This is a genomic window from Methylomonas paludis, from assembly GCF_018734325.1.
Taxonomy (GTDB): domain Bacteria; phylum Pseudomonadota; class Gammaproteobacteria; order Methylococcales; family Methylomonadaceae; genus Methylomonas; species Methylomonas paludis.
The window spans coordinates 686214-708690 of sequence record NZ_CP073754.1 but is presented as its reverse complement, the minus strand read 5'-3'; the positions used below and the strand labels follow the sequence as shown (position 1 = coordinate 708690).

Genomic DNA, 22477 nt, shown 5'->3' with positions numbered 1-22477 from the left:
CTTAAGCTAGTTTTGCGACGACTTCGTTACGGGCTTGCACGGCTTTTTCGGCAGCTTCCGCCAGGGTATCCGCCATAATGATAGGCAAACCACTGTCTGCGATGATTTTCCGGCCTTGTTCGACATTGGTGCCGGACAGACGTACGATCAAAGGCACTTTCATGTCGATATTTTTTACGGCCTGCACCACACCTTCGGCGATCCAGTCGCAACGGTTGATACCGGCAAAGATATTGACCAGCATGGCTTTGACATTGGCATCCGCCAATACCATGCGAAACGCTTTTTCGGTGCGTTCGGCAGACGCACCGCCGCCGACATCCAGAAAATTGGCCGGTTCGCCGCCGGCCAGTTTGATCATGTCCATAGTGGCCATAGCCAAACCTGCGCCATTGATCATGCAACCGATGTCGCCATCCAATCCAACATAGCTCAGGCCGCGATCAGCCGCCGCCATTTCGCGGGGGTCTTCCTGGGTTTTGTCACGCAATTCGGAAATTCTTTGCCGGCGGAACAGGGCGTTGTCGTCAAAGCCCATTTTGGCATCCAGTGCCACCAGCTCGCCATGCGCTGTCACTACCAACGGATTGATTTCCAGCATATTGGCATCCAGATCACGCATGGCTCTATAACTGCCCTGAATGAGTTTTACGGCGTGCTGGATTTGATCTGCTTCCAGGCCCAAAGCAAAAGCCATTTCGCGGGCCTGAAAGTCCTGAAGGCCGACAGCCGGCTCGATATAAATTTTCTTGATGGCATCCGGATTGGTTTCCGCCAATTCTTCGATATCCATGCCGCCTTGCGCTGAACCCACCATGACGATGCGTTCTTTGGCACGATCGACCAGCAGACTGAAATACAGTTCTTTGGCGATATCGGTGCCGGCTTCGATATACAAACGCAAACAGACTTTTCCGGCGGCACCGGTTTGATGGGTAACCAAACGTCTGCCCAGCAGTTTTTCGGCGGCATCCCAGACTTCGTCGTGGGTTTTGCAGATTTTGATACCACCGGCTTTGCCGCGCGCACCGGAGTGGATTTGGGCTTTGACAACCCAGACATTACCACCGATTTCGCGGGTACGCTGCACGGCATCTTCCGGACTGTAAGCCAGGCCACCGTCGGCAATTTTGACACCGTATTCAGCTAATAACTGTTTGGCTTGATACTCATGAATATCCATCGCATCTCTCTAAATTAATTTTGGAATTCATTAAAAATCTCAGCCCGATGCATAGATCGGACTGAATTTTTGCAACTATGCTGCCTAGCGGCTTTTAGCTGCAATGGCTTCGGCGGCACGCACGATATTATTGGCCATCCGCTCAGAGGCGGCATCTATCAAGCGGCCATCCAGCGCGGCAGCGCCTTTACCCTGGGCAGCGGCTTCCTGCAGGGCAATCAGAATACGCTTGGCTTTGTCAACTTCAGCCGGCGGCGGGGTGAACACTTCATTCGCCAACGCCACTTGAGAAGGATGGATAGCCCATTTACCCTCGCAACCCAGCGCAGCAGCACGACGGGCGGCGGCTTTAAAGCCGTCGGGATCTTTGATGTCGCCAAACGGGCCATCGATAGGCCGCAGGCCATAGGCGCGGCAAGCCACGGTCATACGGCTGATGGCCGCATGCCATTGGTCGCCCGGATAATCGGGGTTAAGACCACCGATATTGACGGTGCGTGCCCGGTTGCTGGCAGCATAGTCGGCCACACCGAAATGCAGAGCTTCCACCCGGCCACCGAGCGCACCCTGTTTGGCGATGTCTTCAACATTGGCCATCCCCAGTGCGGTTTCGATCAGACACTCGATACCGATTTTATTTTTCAAACCTTGTTGCATTTCCAACTGGTTGAGCATGGCTTCCACCATATAAACGTCACCATAGACGCCCACTTTGGGAATGAGCAAGGTGTCGATTTTTGCGCCGGCCTGTTCAACCAGATCCACCACATCGCGCACCATAAATTGCGTATCCAGACCGTTGATACGTACCGACAGGGTAATGCCGTGGCCGGCCCAGTCCAGATCGTTAATGGCCTGAATCACATTTTTGCGGGCCTGCAGCTTGTCATCCGGAGCAACGGCATCTTCCAGATCAAGAAATACGAAGTCTACACCGCTTTTCAGGGCTTTTTCGAACATGTCGGGATTCGACCCTGGCACCGCCAATTCGCAGCGCTGTACACGTTGGGTATTGGCCACATATAGTGTATGACTCATGTATTGGATTCCTATAAATTTAGATTGACTAAAGAGACGCCTGTCCGGCTAAGACAAAACAATCTGACATTTTACTTTTAGAGCCGCTAATGTCAATCTTCCCAATCCAATGAAATTGGCTGTTTGGCTAAAAAACCTGGGTAAAAGCCGGCTGAAACACTTGCCGAATGCAGATAAATATGACAATATCGCTAGGTTTTAATCTGCGTATCCACAGCACTGCCTTATCCGGCAGGCACGCCGAGTGGTCAGCTTTACAGGCCGCCACGTCTCAGCTATGCCGGAAAAGCCTGTGCCAGGTATCATTCCTGTCCGATTTTCCGCTGCTGCCACTGGAACGCAATCAATCTATTTTATTAAAGGAGAAGCCTGATGGCAGGTCGTAATCATTTATTTATCCCCGGTCCCACCAATACCCCGCACGAAGTGCTGAGTGCCATGCACCTGCCGATGGAAGATCACCGTTCACCGATTTTTCCAGACCTGTTCAAACCGATTCTGGCTGATCTGAAAAAAATCTTCCGTACTGAAACCGGCCAATGCTTCGTGTTTCCAGCCACCGGTACTGCCGGCTGGGAAGTGGCGCTGACCAATTGCTTAAACCCCGGCGATAAAGTGCTGATTTACCGGTTTGGCCAGTTCAGTCATTTATGGATTGAAATGGCCAAACGTCTGGGCTTTACTGTTGAATTCCACGAAGTTGAATGGGGCAAAGGCATCCCGCTGGATGACCTGGAAGCACGCCTGAAAGCCGATACCGGCCACGAAATCAAGGCAGTGTTGGCGACACATAACGAAACATCGACTGGCGTTACCAGCGATATCGGCGGGGTGCGCAAAGCCCTGGATGCCGCCAATCACCCGGCACTGCTGTTTGTGGATGGCGTTAGTTCCATTGCCAGCATTGAATTCCGTCATGACGATTGGGGTGTGGACGCAGCGATCAGCGGTTCACAAAAAGGCTTTATGCTGCCGGCCGGTGCGGCGATTCTGGCCTTCAGCCAAAAAGCGTTGGCGGCTGCCAGCACCAGCACTTACCCCCGCGCGTTTTTGTCATTGCAGGATCAGATCAACACCAATAAAGACGGTTATACACCTTATACGCCATCGACACCAATGCTGCACGGTTTACGTAAATCGCTGGAACTGCTACTGGCTGAAGGCATAGACAATATTTACGCCCGTCATCACCGGCTGGCGGAAGGTGTGCGCCGCGCCGTGGCGGCCTGGGGCCTGGAAATCTGCGCCCAACCTGGTTTTGAATCGGATACGGTTACGGCTATTGTAGTACCGGCCGACAAAGATGCCCGCGAAGTCATCAGCATTGCTTTTAAAAAATACAATATTTCTTTGGGTGCTGGTTTGAGTGAAGTCTCCGGCAAAGTATTCCGTATCGGCCATATTGGCGACATGAACGATGTGTCGTTGCTGGGCGCGATTGCCGGCGTGGAAATGGCGCTGCTGGACAGCGGCATAGCCATCCAGCCCGGCAGTGGCGTTGGTGCGGCACTGGAGTATTATCGCGCTACAGCTTAAACCCCTAGTCGGCCAAACCGGGCTATGCTGCCCGGTTTGGCATCTTTACAAGCAGGCAATGTCATGAGCAAACCTAAAGTTCTGATTACCCGCCGCTGGCCGGCCTCTGTTGAAGCCAAGCTGCAAGAGCGCTATGAGCTGACCTTGAATCTTGATGATCACCCCTTCAGCCTTGCCGAATTTCAGGCAGCGCTGCAAAATTACGATGCCGTCTGCCCCACTGTCTGCGACAGCCTTCCTGCGGAAGTGTTGAATGTCGCCAACAAGCGCTGCAAGATTTTGGGCAATTTTGGTGTCGGCTATAACCATATCGACATCAATGCCGCCAAACAGCAGGGCTTGATCGTTACCAACACCCCCGGCGTATTGACCGAAAGTACTGCAGATATTGCCATGACTTTGCTGCTGATGTCGGCGCGGCGCGGCGCGGAAGGCGACCGTCTGGTACGAGCCGGTGGCTGGACAGGCTGGTGTCCTACTCATATGATGAGCAGCGACGTGACCGGTGCCACGCTGGGCCTGATCGGCTTTGGCCGGATTGCCCAGGCGGTAGCCAGAAAAGCCCATCACGGCTTTGGTATGAAAATTCTGTATGTCAAACCCAGTCCGGCGGAACAGGCCATTGTGGATGATTTGCAGGCGGTGCGCTGTGACAGTATCGAAGCCATGCTGCCGCACTGCGATTATGTCTCACTGCACTGCCCCGGCGGCAATGAAACCCGGCATTTAATCAATGCTGAGCGCTTGAGTTTAATGAAACCTAGCGCGCATTTGATCAATACCGCGCGCGGTGATGTGGTGGATAGCTCGGCTTTGATCAAAGTGTTACAGGAAAAAGGCATTGCCGGTGCCGGCCTGGATGTCTACGAAGGTGAACCTAATATCCATCCCGGCTTTTTGAACCTGGAAAATGTCTCGCTATTACCGCATTTAGGCAGCGCGACCATTGCCACCCGCACCGCGATGGGGGAAAAGGTGCTGGCTAATCTGGAGGCGTATTTTGCGGGTGGGGAGTTGCCGGACCGGGTGGTTTAGGGGATATGCACATTTAAGAAGGATTTTTGAGTAAATCCTTTCCGAAAAGCAGTTTTCTGATTTGAGGTAACGCTTTAACCAGTTAGAATTCTAACGGTTGTTCAAATCACAATAAACTCAGAAGGCACTTCCCCACGGCTTATTCAATCCGACCAGTCCTGTTCGTCCTTGCCGCGTCAAACCAGGTGCGGGTCGCGGTTGCGGGGCTCATTAAGCGAATCGGATTTTGCTCTTCTCTGGCCATCCACTGTCTGGTATTCGGCGGCGGGGAGTTTTACGGGTAGCATCGTGGATCAGAGTTGCGATGCTGAGTTGACCGAGGGTGTTTTTTGGGGGGGGTTAGCCATTAATTTAGGCTTGTAATTTAGGCTTGCAAGCGGCAGGATTCGAGTTCTTGGTAATTTGGAAATACGCTATCGACGCTGGCAAGACGGGCTTGATGTTCCAGAGCCGTGGCGATGATCAATCGATCAAAAGGGTCTTTATGGACTGGCGACAACGTGACGGCACGCGCAGCAATGGCTGCTGTCAACGGCAATAACTCCACGCCCGACGGCTCAAGCGCTAGTTGCAGCCAGTCACCGACTGGGCAAGGTAAGTTCAATTTGCCGCGTTGCTGGGCCAGAGCAATTTCAAAACAGGAAACCGGCGAAACAACGACATGATCGGCGGTTTCGATGAGGATGAGCCATTGGTTCGGAAATCGCTGGTACTACTGGCTTATCCACCAAAACCAAATATGGGTGTCCAGCACGATTATTTCAGGCATTCCCAGTCCTCCAGGTCGGAGATGGGGCTGACAATATCGGCTACGGTATTACCTTTGCCGGCAATGGAGACCGGTGGACAGCGCTTGGTTTTAGGTTGGGATTCTTCGAGTATGGTGACGAGGATGCGAGCTGATGCGATTATGGGTGTTTCGCCCAACCATTTGATTTGACCGTGATCTAAGGTTGCTTCGTAACTTTTTAACATACTTACCTCTGCATTATGAGTGCCGTGATTGTCAACCTATCTGTAAAACTGCATTGATCGGTCACTATATTATCGTCCAATCGATAAGCCATCAAGCTGATGCCGTTATTATATAGGCTTCAGAATTCGTAAGGCTGACGCATCTTACTTTGATGGCGCGCAAAATTAGGCTGTTCTGGTCATAACTTGCAGACTGTCGCCCAAGATCATGCGGTTGGTCCAATAGGTAAAGACAAGCCCCCAATGTTTGTGTTGGCAAGTCTATTAATAAGGCTAATCGTAAAGATTTGTGTAGAATATGAACAATAGGCACCATTATTGTGATCGAAAACTATACGCCAGCCACACTCTGCTTTCTATTTTACATTTCCAAATTTTGGGCAGGCGTGTCCTCTATTTACAATCCATTCGACGATTTCTTTTTTGAACGCAAGCATCGCTGTTCCTCCAGAGATAATGGCAACCACGATAGGCATAGCCAAGCCCTCGATTCCGCGTTGCTGCATCAAGGCTACATTGGATTGATTATTGATTGAGACTGGAACAAACTCCCCGGCAGGCCGGGGAGTTTGTCAGGACTAACGGATCGGATCTTCGCCAACAGTGATCACTTTCAGGGAGTTGGTGCCGCCGATATGACCGGTGGCATCGCCTTTGGTGATAATGAAGGAGTCGCCGACATTGACCACACCGCGCGTTTTCAACTTGTCGATGATGTAGTGATTGACATCGGCGTTAGCCATTTTTTCATGGGTAAACGGGATGGGGAACACACCTCTGTATAAAGTGACGCGGCCCAGGGTTTTCTCATGACTACTAAAGGCAAATATCGGAATACCGGAACTGATACGGGACATCCACAAAGTGGTGGAACCAGTTTCAGTTAAGGAAGCAATACCGCTGATTTTAGTGTGATTGGCCAAATACATAGCAGACATGGCTATGCCTTCATCAACCCGGCTGAAGCTATCGGCCATACGGTGTTGAGAAGTGACCACACTCGGTTGTTTTTCAGTTTCCAGACAGATACGCACCATGGCTTCCACCGCTTTAATCGGATGTTTGCCGGAAGCGGTTTCTGCGGACAGCATGATGGCATCGGTGCCGTCGACGATGGCATTGGCCACGTCAAACACTTCGGCGCGAGTCGGGATAGGATTTTCTATCATGGACTCCATCATCTGGGTAGCGGTAATCACCACCCGATTCAGTTCTCTGGAACGTTTGATCAGCAGTTTTTGTGCAGCCGGCAAATTGGCATCGCCAATTTCCACACCCAAATCGCCGCGCGCTACCATAATGGCGTCTGAGGCCAGAATGATCTCGTCGATTACGTCCATAGCTTCGGCACGTTCCACTTTGGCCACCAGACCGGCATAGCAGCCTTCGGCTTCCAGCAGAGCACGGGCTTCTTCCATATCTGCGCCGGTGCGCGGAAATGAAATGGCCACATAATCAGCACTGATGATTGCGATGGTTTTGATGTCTTCTTTGTCTTTTTCGGTTAAAGCCGCCGCCGACAGACCGCCACCCAGCAGGTTGATGCCTTTGTTGTTGGACAGATCACCACCGACAACAACCTTGGTGAATACCCTGGTGTTGTTTTCGACTTTAACCACGTCCAACACTACCCGGCCATCATCAAGCAGCAACCGGGTGCCGGGCCGTACTTCTCTGGCCAAGGGCTCATAGCTGATACCTACCTGAGTGTTGTCACCGTCGGTTTTGCCAAGATTGATATCGAGCGCAAAATCCTGGCCTTCTTCCAGCCAGATTTTGGAGTCTTTAAAACGCTCAATGCGAATTTTGGGACCTTGCAAATCGGCCAGAATGCCAACCCGGCGTCCGGTTTTTTTGCTGAGCTCTCTGACGCGTTCTGCACGATTGATATGATCTTGTGCCGAGCCGTGCGAGAAGTTAAGCCGCACAACATCAATTCCCGCATCGAACAAGCCTTCCAAAACGCCGGGCTTATCGGTGGCAGGCCCTAGCGTAGCCAGGATTTTGGTTCTCTTTAACTGCATGAATACCCTTTATTTGGCGTTGAATAAGGCGACGGTAGTATCGAGCATCCGGTTTGAGAAACCCCACTCGTTATCGTACCAGGACAATACTTTAACAAAGTTGCCGCTGATGACCTTGGTTAAGGACGCTTCGTAAATGGATGAATGCGGATTGTGGTTAAAATCGGAAGAGACCAAAGGCTCGTCATTGATAGCCAGAATGCCTTTAAGCGGACCGGCAGCAGCTGCACGCAGTACGCTGTCGATTTCTTCCTTAGTGGTGTTTCTGGAAGCCTGGAAAGTCAAATCCACAACAGAGACGTTGATAGTCGGTACGCGCATAGCAAAACCATCCAGTTTGCCCAGCATTTCCGGCAGTACCAAACCTACCGCTGCAGCTGCACCGGTTTTGGTAGGAATCATGGATTGAGTTGCAGAACGGGCACGGTGTAAATCGGTATGATAGACGTCAGTCAACACCTGGTCGTTGGTGTAGGAATGGATAGTGGTCATCAAACCATGATCAACACCGATGCTGTCGATTAATGGTTTAACCAGCGGCGCCAAGCAGTTGGTGGTGCAAGAGGCGTTGGAGATGACGGTATCTGACGCTTTCAGAACACTGTCATTAACACCAAAAACGATGGTGGCATCGACATCGTTGCCGCCTGGTGCGGAAATGATGACTTTTTTGGCACCGGCCTGAATATGGGCTGAAGCTTTGGCTTTACTGGTAAAAAAACCGGTACATTCGTGAACAACATCAATGCCTAATTCTGCCCAAGGCAATTTGGACGGATCGCGTTCTGCCAGAACCCGAATTTTGTCGCCATTAACCACGATATAATCACCATCGACGCTAACTTCGAAAGGGAAACGGCCGTGAACGGTATCAAATTTGGTCAAGTGGGCGTTGGTTTTGGAATCGCCTAAATCATTTATCGCCACGATCTGAATTTCATTGGTACGACCTGATTCGTATAAGGCGCGCAGAACGTTGCGACCAATACGACCATATCCGTTAATTGCAACTTTAATTGCCATAGAGTTTTCTCCGAAATGAGTGTGAAAGACTTGTATCGAGATGCGCTGTTCATGTTTCCGGGCGAGCAAAACATAAATTTGTTGCCATTTAGAACCTTGATCTGTGCAGACCGCCGAGACAGTCTACCCATCAAGGAATTTCCGGCTATTATTTTTTAATGGAACCCATAAAATTTGGGGTATTGTAGCAAATCGCAGCCTGCAGCGTCTACCTTAAGCTTAGCCAGTACAGCCAGTTAGCCGAATTTGTCTGGTATAAGCACGACTTTTTCAAGCAATGGGCTAAAACGGTTTAAGTACAGCCAGGAAAACTATAGCCAGTAGGAATAGCACCGGGATTTCATTAATCCAGCGAAAAAATACATGACTGCGGGTGTTTCTGTCATGTTTAAAATCCAGCAGCCATTTCCAGCAATACAAATGGTAAGCCACCAGCAAGGCCAATAGCCCAAGCTTTAAATGCAGCCATAAGCTACCGGAATAAAGTGTCCAGGCATAATCAACCAGCATGTAAACACCAAAGCCCAGGGTTAATATCATGCCTGGCGTCATGATGCCGAAATACAATTTGGACTCCATGACCTTAAAGCGCTCCCGGCTAATGCTGTCATCACTCATGGCGTGATAAACAAACAAACGCGGCAAATAGAATAAACCGGCAAACCAGGTCACCATAAAAATTAAATGTAAGGCTTTTAACCAGAGCATATTACCCTCTTAAATATTATTGTCGGCACCATTTGGTGACTAAGCTATTCGGACAATTCCGGACTGTGATAACGCAAGATCAGATACAGATTGCGAAAATAAATCAGCAAGCCGATGCCTTGCCCAAAAATAAACACCGGATCATTTTTATGGATGGCATAGATAAGTAGGGTAATACCGCCCAGAATACTGAAATACCAGAACAATACCGGTATCACGCTACGCTTTTTACGTTCACTAGCCAACCATTGCACCACAAAGCGCCCCGAAAATAAGGCCTGCCCGAAAAAGCCGAATGCCAGCCACAAACTATCATTATCCACGTGTTACCTCACTCACTACCGGCAAACTATAGCGTTTTTTTAGCCACATCATGCCCAACATATCGACAATGCCGACCAGCAATCTATCCAAAGTACCATAATTGGATTTGCCGAATCTGCGTATGCGGTGATTGACCTTGACCGAAATCACCTCCCCGCCGGTCATTAGCATCAATGCCGGAAGAAACCGATGACAGTGATCAAAATAAGGCAAACTCAAATAGCGGTCACGTCTGAATAACTTCAAACCGCAGCCGGTGTCCGGCGTGTGATCATGTAAAATCGCCTGACGCACACTATTGGCAAATTTGGACGAAAACTGCCGCCAGCCGGTATCATGACGCTGATGCCGAAACCCGGCCAGCATCCACAATTGATCATCATTACGCTGCTGACAAATTTCAATTAGGGCCGGAATATCAGCGGGATCGTTCTGACCGTCACCATCCAGTGTGGCTATCCAACTAAATCGCGCGGCCTGCACACCGCTATGGATAGCTCGACTCTGACCACAGTTATGCCGATGTTTTAAGACTCGCAATGCCGGATAGTTTTGCAGCAGGCTCTGCAACTTGGCCACGGTATCGTCACTACTGCCGTCATCGACAAAAATCATTTCATAACCTTCCAGCGAATTTAATACCTGATCAATCTCCGCTATCAGTGTTTCGACATTTTCGGCTTCATTTCGAACCGGCACTACTACAGAAATTTTCATAAACCCAAAAACTTGAAAAAGCCTTCAATTATAGCAAACGCCCCAATACAAACATTTAATTTTGGCGATGCAGGTGTTAAGCGTTGCAACGACTTCAGCTCCGGCTATTGACTTGATACCGGCCCCCAGGTTCCCGCCTTTAACAGACGGGTGCCTATAAGCACGCCGGATAAAATTACCACAACTTTTGATTTGCCCAGAGCTGCGGACCAGTTAATCGGCCAGCCATTCTGAATACCAGCCAAGATTCTCGATGTGGCTGCAGATAATCAACGGCAGTGGGCTGGTTTTTTTCCAAAGAAATCAGATAACCCTCCGGGTGACGGCGAGCCCATTCAATAATTTCGCTAGCGTTAATGGTTGCCAGGGGCTGACTTAAACGCCCCAGAAAATGCAATTGACCTTGATAATTGCCAATAAACACGCAGGGGATATGTTGTTCGTTCAGGCGTTTTAAATGTTCTGCCGCCGGCCTTAAATCATAAGCCGCGCCGTTATACTGAAAAAAACAGCGAAAACTAATCACAATGGCGACTACTATACTCACCGCCAGATATAGTAAGGAAAGTTTACCGCTAAGGCGCACAATCAAAAATTGCAACACCGCAATGCTAAATACGGCCAGCCCCCAACCGGGCTGAATGGTTTGGGTCCAATGCAGTTTGGATAAGCCCGGCAGATAGGGTAGTAGTATTAACACCAGACCAATACCGGCAACAGCCAGCGGTATAATCTTGTCAACACCGGTATCTGCATGGGCATGGGGCCGGCTGATGATTCTGGCCACCCATAAGGCAAATGCCGGCAACAGTGGAATCAGATAATGTATTTGCTTACTGGGCAATATGGAAAATACGCTAAACCCACCGAGCAACCAGACCAGACAAAACCGAAGGCCGGGATCGGCCCGCCAAGGCACTGTCAGGCTGCTTTGCCAGAGCCGTGACCAGACCAGCCAGGGAAACAAAATCAGCGGCAAAAACAGCACATACCAGTAAAACGGCCGAGCGTGTATCTCGGTGCCTATGGTGCGATCCACAGTCTGATGCCAGAAGATGGCCTGGCCATAATCTGCCCCACCGAATGTGGCGGCCGGGACAGCCCAAGCTAAAGCCAAACCAATACCGGCCAGTAAAGCGCAGGGCAAAGCCAGCCAATTCGGCGCCATTTTGGAATCACCCCGCCAAAAATTCAGCCACAAAGCCACCGGCAGGATGTGCAGCAATACCACCGGGCCTTTGGCCAGCAGGCCCAAACCGATAGCCACAGCCAGATACAGGCTGCCTTTTCCGCTCTGGCCTTGATTAAAGACCAACAGTCCCAACATGGCCAACAGCACGCAATCTGCCAGCAGCATGTCAAACATGGCGGCTGTGGCAAATAAAGTCCAGAGCAGCGTGGCGATTAAAATCCACGGCGTCAGCAAGCCGACTTCAGGCGCATCCGGCCACAATCTATACGCTAATTTACGGCTCAGCCACAGATTGATTAACGCACAGCCGGGGCCAACTAAACGCGGCCACCATTCGTTCAGGCCAAACACCACCCAGCCGCCTTGAATCAACCAAAATAATAAGGGCGGTTTATGGCTGTAGGGCTGGCCGTTTAGATACGGCACCAGGAAGTCGTTGCGCAGCCACATTTCCCAAGCCACACTCAGATAACGGGTTTCATCAATGGGAATAATGCTGCGAAAAACCAGGCTGGTGGTCAATAGCAGCCACAGCGGCCAAATTCCCCAGCCGTACAAACGCTGTCTGGCTGTATCGCTTAGCTTATCCATCAACGGCGGCCAAGCGCTTTATCACGCAACCAGTTGCCAGCTTAAAGATTCACCAGCCAGCAACGGCGTAATGGTATCCGCCCCAAGCGGATAGGCATCCGGCACCCTCCAGGGCTGTTTTTGCAGGGTAATACGTTGGGTGTTACGCGGCAAACCATAAAAATCCGCGCCATAAAAACTGGCAAAGCCTTCCAGTTTATCCAATGCTCCGGCCTGATCAAACACTTCTGCATACAAGGCCAACGCCACCGGCGCGTTATAACAACCGGCGCAACCGCAGGCGGCTTCTTTAAGACCGGTTAAATGTGGCGCACTATCGGTACCGAGAAAAAACTTGGCATTGCCGCTGGTCGCCGCCGCCACCAAGGCCAAACGGTGGGTCTCCCGCTTCAGGATAGGCAAACAATAGAAATGCGGGCGTATCCCGCCGGCCAGCATGGCATTGCGATTAAATTTTAAATGCTGCGGGGTAATCGTGGCGGCAACATTGATATTGGCGGCACTGACAAACTCCACGGCTTGCTGGGTTGTTAAATGTTCCAGAACAATTTTCAGCGCTGGAAATTCTCGGGTAATAGCAGTAAGGTGAGTATCAATAAAGATTTTTTCCCGATCAAATATATCGTAATCGCTGTCTGTGACTTCACCATGCAGCAACAGCGGTACACCCAGCTTTTCCATCTGCGCAAACAGCGGATAAACTTTGTGGATATCAGCAACACCATGCTCAGAATTGGTGGTGGCACCTGCCGGATATAGTTTGAAGCCGTGTACGAATTCTGCAGCAGCCACTGCGGCTATTTCTTCAGCAGAGGTCGCTCCGGTCAGGTATAAAGTCATCAGCGGTTGAAATGTAGCATCAACCGGCAAAGCGTTTAAAATTTCCGCACGATATTGCTGAGCCTGTGCCACAGTAGTCACCGGAGGACGCAGATTAGGCATGACGATGGCGCGACCAAACTGGGCGGCAGAATGCGCCAAAACGGCGTTTAAAACAGAGCCGGTTCTGAGGTGTAAATGCCAATCATCGGGCTGTATAATGCTTATTCTATCCATTAGGGCTACGTTTCTATTAAAATAGTATTTTTATTCTATCACCAAGGGTCTTGAAAAATTAAACATCAACCCTTAGTAAACTGTTATTACGCTTTAATTTGGAGAAGCAGATGCCTATTTACGAATATCAATGCAATGCCTGCGGACACGTGCATGAAGCTTTACAAAAACTGGGCGCAGAACCTTTAGTCATTTGCCCCGCCTGCGATGCAGCTGAATTGAAAAAGAAAATTTCTGCTGCCGGCTTTCGTCTGAAAGGTGCCGGCTGGTACGAAACCGATTTTAAGAGCGGCACCAAAAAGAATGTAGCAGGCGACACGAAACCTGCGGAAACCAGCACCGCCAGCAAAAGTTGCAGCGGTAGTTGCGCTTGCCACTAACTCGTTGTCTATCCATGCGGAATCCGGCAGTTACCGGCTTTTAATGGCCAACTGCCTAGCCTTGCCCTCCGAAACCGGCTTATCGGCACAGCTGAATAGGCTGCGACAGCGCATGAGATTGCCAGACAGACAAATTGGTCTTGCCCAGAAAAATAACCCGGACTGCCTGAACACAGCCCAAAAATCTTCTTACCATCTAGAGAAACATTATGCGTAGCCACAAGTGTGGAGAACTGAACACCCAACATCTTGGTCAAACCGTTGCCTTGTGTGGCTGGGTACACCGCCGCCGTGACCACGGTGGGGTTATTTTTATTGATTTGCGCGACCGTGCCGGCTTGGTTCAGGTGGTGTTTGATCCCGATGCTGCCGACAGTTTTGCCATTGCCGAACATGTCCGTAGCGAATATGTACTCCGTATTGAAGGCATAGTGCGTAATCGCCCGGAAGGTACCCAAAACGCCAATATCGGTACCGGTGAGATTGAAGTGCTGGGTAAGCATATTGAAGTGCTTAATGAATCCGAAACCCCGCCGTTCCCGCTGGAAAGCGATATCGAGGTTAATGAAGAAACCCGGCTCAAGTACCGCTATATCGATTTGCGTCGCACCGTCATGCAACAAAAAATGAAAGTGCGCCGCGATGTCAGCCGTTATCTGCGTCAATTTCTGGATGCTAACGAGTTTTTTGAAATTGAAACACCGTATTTAACCAAAGCCACCCCCGAAGGTGCGCGCGACTATATCGTGCCCAGCCGCACCCATCAAAATGCGTTTTTTGCCTTGCCCCAATCACCGCAGCTCTACAAACAGCTGTTGATGATTGCCGGCATGGATCGCTATTATCAAATCGTGCGCTGCTTCCGCGACGAAGATTTGCGCGCCGATCGCCAGCCGGAATTTACCCAACTGGATATCGAAACCTCGTTCATGAGCGAACAGAACATCATGGATATCATGGAAACCATGATCCGCGGCCTGTTTGCCGATATTATCAATGTCGATCTCGGTGAAAAATTTCCGGTGATTACTTATGCTGAAGCGATGCGCCGCTTTGGCTCTGACCGTCCTGATTTGCGGATTCCGCTGGAACTGGTGGATATTGCCGATGAAATGCGTGAAGTGGATTTCAAGGTATTTTCCGGTCCGGCCAATGATCCGGCAGGCCGGGTGGTGGCATTGCGTCTACCTGAAGGCGGTGATTTAAGCCGCAGCAATATTGATGAATTAACCAAATTTGTCGGCATTTACGGCGCCAAAGGTCTGGCTTATATTAAAGTCAACGATCTCAGTGCCGGCAGCGAAGGCCTGCAATCGCCTATCGTCAAGTTTGCCCCCGATGAAGTCTGGGCCAAAGTCATGGCAAAAGTGGGCGCTCAAAACGGCGATCTGATTTTCTTTGGTGCCGATAAAGCTCACATCGTCAATGAAGCGCTGGGTGCTTTACGGGTAAAACTGGGCCTGGACAGAAATCTGCTGACCGGCGACTGGAAACCATTGTGGGTGGTGGATTTCCCGATGTTCGCCTGGGATGAAAAAGCCCAGCGTTTCAGTGCCATTCACCATCCGTTTACAGCCCCCAGCTGTTCACCCGAAGAATTGCAAGCCACCCCCGGCACGGCATTATCCAGGGCTTATGACTTGGTGCTGAATGGTACTGAAGTGGGCGGCGGTTCCATCCGGATCAATCGCACCGAAATGCAGCAAATTGTGTTCAAAATCCTGGGTATTAGTGAAGCGGAAGCACGGGAAAAATTCGGCTTCCTGCTGGATGCGCTGAAATACGGTGCGCCACCTCACGGAGGGATTGCTTTTGGTCTGGACAGACTGGTGATGTTGATGACAGGCGCCAGCTCGATCCGCGATGTGATAGCCTTCCCAAAAACTCAGACAGCAGCCTGCCCTTTATTCAATGCGCCGGCACCAGTCAGCGAGGAACAATTAAAGGAATTAGGCATCAGACTGCGTAAGCCGGATGGCAAAGACGAAAAAGCTCATTAATTTTTTGTCTGCCGACAGGCTGATATACCGATCCGGCGCACTAACAAGCGCCGGGCCGGTGATGACCACAATTGTCCAGCTGGCTGTGCCAGCCGGTTTTAGTGCTTACTGTGAGAAGGTTAGTCCATGACCACCACTGCTTTACCCATACACGCTTATGCCCTGCTGGATGATGCCGAATGCGATAGCCGCATCAGCGCAGCCAAGGCAAAACTCGGTTCACGCTGTATTATTCTGGGCCATCATTATCAGCGTGATGAAGTTTTTAAACACGCCGATATTTACGGTGATTCACTGAAATTATCCAGGGAAGCGGCCTTATCAGCGGCCGAGTATATTGTATTTTGCGGGGTGCATTTCATGGCGGAAGTGGCCGATATTTTATCGCGCCCCGAGCAAATCGCCATCCTGCCGGACTTGGCTGCCGGTTGCTCTATGGCCGATATGGCCAATAAAGTGAAAGTGCAGCAATGCTGGGAGCAACTGGCGCAAATCATTGACGTGGAAAACACCGTCACGCCAGTAACCTATATCAACTCCGCTGCGGATTTAAAAGGTTTTTGCGGAGAACATGGTGGCATCGTCTGTACTTCCTCTAATGCCGAAAAAATCCTGAACTGGAGCTTTGCCCAACGCGAAAAAGTGTTGTTCTTCCCTGATCAACATCTGGGCCGCAATACCGGGTACCGAATGGGCATCCCACTGGAACAAATGGTGACTTGGGATTTCAATAAACCCCAGGGCGGTCTGAGCGAACAACAGATCCGTGAGGCAAAAATTATTTTATGGAAAGGCTTTTGTTCCGTGCATCAGGCTTTTCAGCCGGAACAGATAGATGATTTCCTGGCACGCTACCCGGAAACCTTGGTGATTTCTCATCCGGAAGCCTGTTTTGAAGTCTGCCAAAAATCCGACTATATCGGCTCCACGGAAACCATTCTAAAAATTGTCCGGGAAGCGCCAGACCATACCCGCTGGCTGGTAGCAACCGAGCTGAATCTGGTCAACCGGCTGAATCAGGAATGTAAAGCTCAGGGCAAGCAGGTGCATTTTATGGCACCCACCTTAAGCATGTGCTCCACTATGTTTCGCACCGATCCCCAGCATTTGGCCTGGGTACTGGAAAATCTGGCAGCCGGCCATGTGGTCAACCGCATCTCAGTCGATACACAAACCGCCAGTTATGCCAAGCAGGCGCTGGACGCTATGCTGAACGCATCCTAACAGCTTATACACTCATTTCCGGGCGGCCTTTCTGGCCGCTTTTTCTTCGCGGGTTGTCGCCAGCTCCATTAATTCCACAACTATCATTTCCGGGGTTTCCAGACTAATAGACCCTAGTCCACCCGCTCTTAATTCGGTCAAAAACAATTTGGCCGCCTTGTTTAGATCAATCTGACGACCGGCACGCAAACAGCCGCGTTTTAAGCCAATTGCCTCCAGCACGGTTAAGGGTTCTCTCGCCAATTCCGGCAATTGATAACGCTGTTGCAACTGATCCGGATAATTTTTTAACAAATATTCCAGCGCAAACAAGGCGATATCATCATATTGAAACGCAGTATCCTTAATCGCCGAGGTAACCGCCAGCCGATAACCGCAATAAGGGCTTTCCAGATTGGGCCATAACACGCCGGGCGTATCCGATAACACAATATTGTTTTTCAGATTAATGCGTTGCTGCTGTTTGGTGACTGCCGGCTCATTACCGGTTTTAGCGATGATGCGACCGGCCAATACATTGATGATGGTGGATTTACCGACATTAGGGATGCCGACGATCATAGTGCGGATCACCTTATTGGCCGCCGCTTTTTCCGGTAACATGCGGGCACATAAATCCAGAATCTGGCGAATCTTGTCGGGGTGCTTGGTGGTAACCGCCAAGGTTTTGACAGCTTGCTCCTGCTCCAGAAAATCTTGCCATAAGCGGGTAATGGCTGGGTCGGCCAGATCGGTTTTGGTTAACACCCGGATGGTGGGCTTGTCACCGCGCAACTTCGCCAACAGCGGATTTTGACTGCTGAACGGAATACGGGCATCCAACACTTCGATCAATAAATCAACATCCGGCAAACTGGATTTGATCTCTTTATTGGCCTTGTGCATATGACCGGGGTACCACTGAATTTGCATTGATTTTTATGGATAGCTGTACAGCTGCGCTTGCGATGCAAGCTTCAGACTAGATTGAATAAATTAACCGGGACTTCCGGCTTTGCAGAAACGGTAAACCACCCTGCCGGGCTACAACTGGGTAGCCCGGCAGGGTGGTGGGTCGGCTGTTATTTGCCGTTTTGGATTTTTTTCAGCACTTCTTTGGCTTCTTCCAGGCCTTCGAACAGCAGTTTGGCATCGACTGATTTTTGCAGATGCTCGGCTGCCTTGCTGTTATCATTCAATTTATACAATACCATACCTAAATGATAATGGCTGATTGGTGAATTTGGCTCCAGTTCCAAAGCTTTGATAATGTCTTCTTTGGCTTTAGCTAAATTACCCTGTTTGTAGGCAATCCAGCCCACCGTGTCTATCAGGCTGGCATTATTGATTTTTAACAACGGCTCGGCCAATTTGGCGGCGCGTTCCAGATTTTCCGGAGTGGCGGCATAATCGGAAATATAGCTGGCCAGATTATTAATTGCCAGCACCGAATCAGGGTGGGCTTTATATGATTCTTCATACAAAGCCAATACCTTGGTGTGATCGCCTTCCGCCTGATACAAACGCGCCAGATCCACTACCAGTTCCAATGAACCTTTGGTTTTACTGATACCCTGTTTAAGGATATTGATTGCTTCAGCACGGTTTTTTTGGCTCAATTCAATCAAGGCCAAACTCCGGTAAGTGACATACCAGTCTGGTTTGACTTCCTGAGCTTTCAAAAATGCGTTACGCGCTTCCGCGTATTTTTGCTCGCTCAAATACACACCGCCCAATAAATTGTAGGCGATAATATGATCGGGCTGCTGCTTGACCACCTGCTGCAACTTGGCGATAGCCTTATCATCCTGCTTTAAAACCATATAGGTTTTGATCAATTCATTCAGTGGTTCAATAGCATCAGGTTTTTTAGCAACTGCCTGTTGAAAAGATTCGACAGCCGCTTCCAGTTTATTGGCCGCTTGATAACCCAGACCGGACATATAATTACCAGTAGGATCTTTGCTATCCAGCTGTTCAACCCGTTTAGCTGTTTCCTGCGCCTTATCCCATTGCTTATCGACAATATAAAATTTGAATAAGGCTTCCAAACCTTTAATGCTTTTGGGATTTTCTTTTATCAAACCCTCAATTTGCTGTCTGGCTTGCTCTTTTTGCCCAGCTTTTAATAACAGGCTGGATAAATCCAGTCGAGCCACTTCATCATTCGGTTTTAATGCCACCACCTTTTCCATGTTCTCACGGGCCAGGGATTCTTCATTATTGCGCAGATGGGCTGCAGCCAGCATTTTCAACACACCCACATTATTGGGCTGATCGACTAACACGGAACGAAAATCAGAAATCGCTTCCGGTATTTTATTTTCAGCCAAACTGAATTGTCCGCGCAGATTCAAGGCTTCAGTATCGCGTGGATTGGCTTCCAGCACTTCTTTGATCAGCACTTTGGCTTCATCAACACGTCGGCTTTGTGAATACATGGTGGCCAATTTATTGCGTGCAGTAATTCCACTAGGCCCGTGTTTATCCTGTTCCGCAATTTCTTTTAATGTAGCTTCGGCGCCATCCACATCTTTTTTGGCCAACTGAACATTAACCAGTTTAAATTTCAGCTCATACGCTTCCGGTTTTTTTTCTATCATCGGCAACAACTCGGCGATAGCAATATCCGGGCTGCGTTTTTCCACCAGAAAATCCACGAGCAAAGCTTTGGCGGCATCACTATCCGGCAGTTCTTCCACGGCAGCCCGTAAGCTGGCCTCAGCTTTATCGGGTTGATTATTAGCTAACTGAAACAAAGCCAGATTTTTATGGTATTGCAATTCTTTAGGCTTTAATTTAACTATGTTTACCAATTCATTTTCGGCATCGGCAAGCTGATGGTTACGGCCATACAAACCTACTAACATAGAATGCAGGGGGATATTATCGGCTTGTTTTTCCAAAGCCGCTTGCAGCAAGTTAATGGCTTTATCCAAGCGGTCGGTTCTGACATAAATAGAAGCCAGCATCAAAGTAGCGGACACATCATTAGGGCTAATCCGCAAAGCTTTTTCAATGGTGGTAATGGCCGCATCGCTATTATTGGAGGCCGCTTCGGTACCGGCTTTAAGTACCAGAGCTTCCAGATTGTCCGGCTGTTTGGCCAACGCTTCGTCTACCATTTTGATGGCGCCTGGTAAATCGCGGTTTAACAATAACAATTGTCCTACCCTTACCCGTGCCATCACATGATTTTCATCCTGGCTTACTACCCCTGAATACTCCCGGAATGCGCCTTCAATTTTGCCTTGTTTGCTTAATACTTCGCCTATCAGATAATGATTTTCCCAGTCTTTAGGATCAATCTGTAGTACATTTTTAAAGGCCAGAACCGCTTTGTCGTAATCGCCGGATGCCAGATATTCTTTACCTTCTTCCTTATATTTTTCTTTACGCTCTTCCGCGCTGTCACAAGCCACTAAACCAGTGACCAGCACAACTATGCCCAAGTTTCTTAGAATCGTTTGTTTAATTTTCATGTAAATCTCAATACTGCTTAAGTTTGGGTTATGTTTATTGAACTATTTTTCCTACTTAGCTATTTTATCCCATTTACCTTAGGCACAGTCTACCTTTCCATGCCACTCAGCCGACAACAAACTGCGGCATGATGCCGCAGTGCTTGACTTGCCAGACTAAGCCGTAAAATTAGTTTCTGTACCGGGGAATTTTTTATGGCGAAATCCATCTATTTGCAAAGCACCGGAGCGGCAAATTAGCCCCGGCATTTACTCACAACTATAATTGCTTAAATTACCTGATGAAATCCCGGATAAGCCAGACAATACCTGCCGCCGAAATCACCCCGGCAGAAGTTTTTTTTCAGCGCCGCCATTTTATGCAGCGCAGTTTGGCCGCCTCGGTTTCGGCCTTGTTTGTTGGAAACGCCTATAGTCTGGACAAGCTGAATTTTAACGATGCCGCCTTGCGTGACCAAACCGAGAAGCTGACTCCATTGGAAGACATCCGTCATTACAACAATTATTACGAATTCGGCACCGACAAAGAGTCGCCGGCAGTACGCAGCCAGGCGCTATCCACCCGCCCCTGGACAGTCACCATTGATGGTGAAGTCAACAAACCGCTGACTTTGGATATAGACGAATTGATAAAACTGGCCACACTGGAAGAGCGGGTTTACCGGCTGCGCTGTGTGGAAACCTGGTCTATGGTAGTACCCTGGCTGGGTTATTCCCTGGCTACGTTACTAAAAAAAGCCGAACCGAACAGTAATGCCAAATATGTGGAATTCACCAGTTTATACGACCCCAAACAAATGCCGGGACAAAAGAACCCAGTGCTGGACTGGCCGTACCGGGAAGGCTTGCGCCTGGATGAAGCCATGCACCCGTTGACATTGTTGACCTTTGGCATTTACGGGGAAATGCTCAGCAATCAAAACGGCGCACCGGTACGAATTGTGGTGCCGTGGAAATACGGCTTCAAAAGCGCCAAAGCCCTGGTCAACATCCGCCTGGTCAGCCAGCAACCGCAAACGGCCTGGATGAAAGCCGGGCCGAATGAATACGGGTTTTACGCCAATGTGAATCCGGCGGTAGATCATCCGCGCTGGAGTCAGGCCCGAGAACGCCGCATCGGTGAATTTTTGAAACGCCCTACCCTGCCGTTTAACGGCTATGCGGAACAGGTTGCAGCAATGTACACCGGCATGGACCTGAGCAAGTATTTTTGATGGCACGCCGGACTAAACCTGTCAAATCTCTGGACTGGCTGAAACTGCTGATATTCAGTTTGGCTTTGCTGCCGCTTACCCGATTGCTGCTGAGAGCCTGGCATGACAATCTGGGGGCGAATCCAATTGAAAAAATAACTCACAACACCGGCTTCTGGGCGCTGAGTTTTTTACTGCTGACCTTAACCACCACACCGTTGCGGCGCTTAACGCGCTGGCAATGGCCGGGCCGGATGCGCCGCATGCTGGGGCTGTTTGCGTTTTTCTACGCCAGCCTGCATTTTGCTACCTATCTGGTGTTGGACCAGTTTTTCGATTGGTCTGCCATCGCTGCCGATATTATCAAACGCCCTTACATCACCATAGGCTTTGGTGCATTTGTACTGCTGATTCCGCTGGCGATTACCTCCAACACCGCCTTGATCCGCCGCCTGGGCGGGCAACGCTGGCGCTGGCTGCATCGCCTGATTTACCCCATCAGTATCGCCGGGGTAATCCATTTTATCTGGCTGGTAAAAAAAGATATCAGCGAACCGCTGGTGTTTGCCGGGCTACTGACGATGTTGCTGGGGATGCGGGTTTGGTATTGGCGGCGGGGCTTGGTCAAAGCCTGAAAAGCAAAAATGGCTACAGTGCCTACCTTTGAATCCGGTGAATAATTACCTTATTCCTGAATCCGTGTTCCTTTCGGTTTAAGTGAGGGCAGTCGCGTTTCAGACGCGTTTTTTAAAAAAATCTACCACCAATCGAAATTTAACTGCCGTTCATCAAGCCCTCAGTCGCAAAAATCAATCGT

The 22477-nt window shown here is 49.8% G+C and carries 23 protein-coding genes; 9 read left to right on the top strand and 14 right to left on the bottom strand.

The features are described 5' to 3' along the window. Position 1: 1 nt before the first annotated feature. Positions 2–1183 (bottom strand): malate--CoA ligase subunit beta, encoded by a 1182-nt coding sequence (locus tag KEF85_RS03350; protein ID WP_215583313.1) that lies wholly within the window; start codon positions 1181–1183, stop codon positions 2–4. 84 nt (positions 1184–1267) lie between these two features. After that, positions 1268–2221, bottom strand: coding sequence for an HpcH/HpaI aldolase/citrate lyase family protein (locus KEF85_RS03345; RefSeq protein WP_215583312.1), 954 nt, complete (start codon positions 2219–2221; stop codon positions 1268–1270). Positions 2222–2400: 179 nt separating this feature from the next. Between KEF85_RS03345 and KEF85_RS03340 the strand changes: the two genes are divergently transcribed. From KEF85_RS03340 to KEF85_RS03330, 3 genes are all read left to right on the top strand, one after another. Next, positions 2401–2607 carry a hypothetical protein gene (locus tag KEF85_RS03340; RefSeq protein WP_215583311.1) on the top strand — a complete coding sequence of 69 codons (207 nt, stop codon included), beginning with the start codon at positions 2401–2403 and terminating at the stop codon, positions 2605–2607. After that, entirely contained in the window at positions 2594–3757 is a 1164-nt protein-coding gene (locus KEF85_RS03335; protein WP_215583310.1) for an aminotransferase class V-fold PLP-dependent enzyme, read from the top strand. Before KEF85_RS03340 ends, KEF85_RS03335 begins: the two co-directional genes overlap by 14 nt. Positions 3758–3820: 63 nt before the next feature. Continuing rightward, positions 3821–4792 carry a 2-hydroxyacid dehydrogenase gene (locus KEF85_RS03330; RefSeq protein ID WP_215583309.1) on the top strand — a complete coding sequence of 324 codons (972 nt, stop codon included), beginning with the start codon at positions 3821–3823 and terminating at the stop codon, positions 4790–4792. 364 nt (positions 4793–5156) lie between these two features. Here the strand turns inward: KEF85_RS03330 and KEF85_RS03325 are convergent, their stop codons facing one another. The 5 genes from KEF85_RS03325 to gap all read right to left on the bottom strand — a co-directional run bounded on the left by KEF85_RS03325 (position 5157) and on the right by gap (position 8814). Next, on the bottom strand, positions 5157–5471 hold the full coding sequence (locus tag KEF85_RS03325) for a type II toxin-antitoxin system VapC family toxin (RefSeq protein ID WP_281413706.1): 315 nt from the start codon (positions 5469–5471) through the stop codon (positions 5157–5159). A 77-nt stretch (positions 5472–5548) separates the two neighbouring features. Beyond that, the gene (locus tag KEF85_RS03320; protein ID WP_215583308.1) at positions 5549–5767 is read right to left on the bottom strand and encodes a hypothetical protein; all 219 of its coding nucleotides are present in this window, start codon (positions 5765–5767) and stop codon (positions 5549–5551) included. A gap of 356 nt (positions 5768–6123) precedes the next feature. Beyond that, positions 6124–6276, bottom strand: a complete 153-nt coding sequence (locus KEF85_RS03315) for a hypothetical protein (protein ID WP_215583307.1) — start codon at positions 6274–6276, stop codon at positions 6124–6126. Between the two features lie 69 nt (positions 6277–6345). Beyond that, positions 6346–7791, bottom strand: a complete 1446-nt coding sequence (pyk, locus tag KEF85_RS03310) for a pyruvate kinase (protein ID WP_215583306.1) — start codon at positions 7789–7791, stop codon at positions 6346–6348. Positions 7792–7800: 9 nt separating this feature from the next. After that, positions 7801–8814: a type I glyceraldehyde-3-phosphate dehydrogenase gene (gene gap / locus KEF85_RS03305; RefSeq protein WP_215583305.1), complete on the bottom strand. Its 1014-nt coding sequence runs from the start codon at positions 8812–8814 to the stop codon at positions 7801–7803. 15 nt (positions 8815–8829) lie between these two features. Between gap and KEF85_RS03300 the strand changes: the two genes are divergently transcribed. Then, a complete protein-coding gene (locus KEF85_RS03300; RefSeq protein ID WP_215583304.1) occupies positions 8830–8973 on the top strand; it encodes a hypothetical protein in 144 nt (47 codons plus the stop codon). A gap of 123 nt (positions 8974–9096) precedes the next feature. Here the strand turns inward: KEF85_RS03300 and hemJ are convergent, their stop codons facing one another. From hemJ to pyrC, 5 genes are all read right to left on the bottom strand, one after another. Further along, positions 9097–9522 carry a protoporphyrinogen oxidase HemJ gene (hemJ, locus tag KEF85_RS03295; protein WP_215583303.1) on the bottom strand — a complete coding sequence of 142 codons (426 nt, stop codon included), beginning with the start codon at positions 9520–9522 and terminating at the stop codon, positions 9097–9099. Positions 9523–9566: 44 nt separating this feature from the next. After that, on the bottom strand, positions 9567–9845 hold the full coding sequence (locus tag KEF85_RS03290; RefSeq protein WP_215583302.1) for a lipid-A-disaccharide synthase N-terminal domain-containing protein: 279 nt from the start codon (positions 9843–9845) through the stop codon (positions 9567–9569). Further along, positions 9838–10563, bottom strand: coding sequence for a glycosyltransferase family 2 protein (locus KEF85_RS03285; RefSeq protein WP_215583301.1), 726 nt, complete (start codon positions 10561–10563; stop codon positions 9838–9840). The genes KEF85_RS03290 and KEF85_RS03285 overlap by 8 nt, the downstream gene beginning before the upstream one ends. Positions 10564–10738: 175 nt before the next feature. After that, entirely contained in the window at positions 10739–12346 is a 1608-nt protein-coding gene (locus KEF85_RS03280; protein ID WP_215583300.1) for an ArnT family glycosyltransferase, read from the bottom strand. 21 nt (positions 12347–12367) lie between these two features. After that, entirely contained in the window at positions 12368–13402 is a 1035-nt protein-coding gene (gene pyrC / locus KEF85_RS03275; protein ID WP_215583299.1) for a dihydroorotase, read from the bottom strand. Positions 13403–13512: 110 nt separating this feature from the next. On the opposite strand from pyrC, the gene KEF85_RS03270 reads away from it, so the two are divergent. The 3 genes from KEF85_RS03270 to nadA all read left to right on the top strand — a co-directional run bounded on the left by KEF85_RS03270 (position 13513) and on the right by nadA (position 17006). Beyond that, entirely contained in the window at positions 13513–13782 is a 270-nt protein-coding gene (locus tag KEF85_RS03270; RefSeq protein ID WP_215583298.1) for an FmdB family zinc ribbon protein, read from the top strand. Positions 13783–13991: 209 nt separating this feature from the next. Continuing rightward, positions 13992–15782, top strand: a complete 1791-nt coding sequence (aspS, locus tag KEF85_RS03265; protein WP_215583297.1) for an aspartate--tRNA ligase — start codon at positions 13992–13994, stop codon at positions 15780–15782. A gap of 126 nt (positions 15783–15908) precedes the next feature. Beyond that, on the top strand, positions 15909–17006 hold the full coding sequence (gene nadA / locus KEF85_RS03260; RefSeq protein WP_215583296.1) for a quinolinate synthase NadA: 1098 nt from the start codon (positions 15909–15911) through the stop codon (positions 17004–17006). A gap of 12 nt (positions 17007–17018) precedes the next feature. Here nadA and ylqF read toward each other — a convergent pair whose 3' ends face one another. Together ylqF and KEF85_RS03250 are read right to left on the bottom strand one after the other, a co-directional pair. Then, a complete protein-coding gene (ylqF, locus tag KEF85_RS03255) occupies positions 17019–17918 on the bottom strand; it encodes a ribosome biogenesis GTPase YlqF (RefSeq protein ID WP_215583295.1) in 900 nt (299 codons plus the stop codon). A gap of 149 nt (positions 17919–18067) precedes the next feature. Next, entirely contained in the window at positions 18068–20467 is a 2400-nt protein-coding gene (locus tag KEF85_RS03250; protein ID WP_215583294.1) for a tetratricopeptide repeat protein, read from the bottom strand. A 281-nt stretch (positions 20468–20748) separates the two neighbouring features. Between KEF85_RS03250 and msrP the strand changes: the two genes are divergently transcribed. Both msrP and KEF85_RS03240 read left to right on the top strand, forming a co-directional pair. Beyond that, positions 20749–21681 (top strand): protein-methionine-sulfoxide reductase catalytic subunit MsrP, encoded by a 933-nt coding sequence (msrP, locus tag KEF85_RS03245; protein WP_215583293.1) that lies wholly within the window; start codon positions 20749–20751, stop codon positions 21679–21681. Then, positions 21681–22295: a protein-methionine-sulfoxide reductase heme-binding subunit MsrQ gene (locus tag KEF85_RS03240; protein WP_215583292.1), complete on the top strand. Its 615-nt coding sequence runs from the start codon at positions 21681–21683 to the stop codon at positions 22293–22295. The genes msrP and KEF85_RS03240 overlap by 1 nt, the downstream gene beginning before the upstream one ends. Positions 22296–22477: the final 182 nt, after the last annotated feature.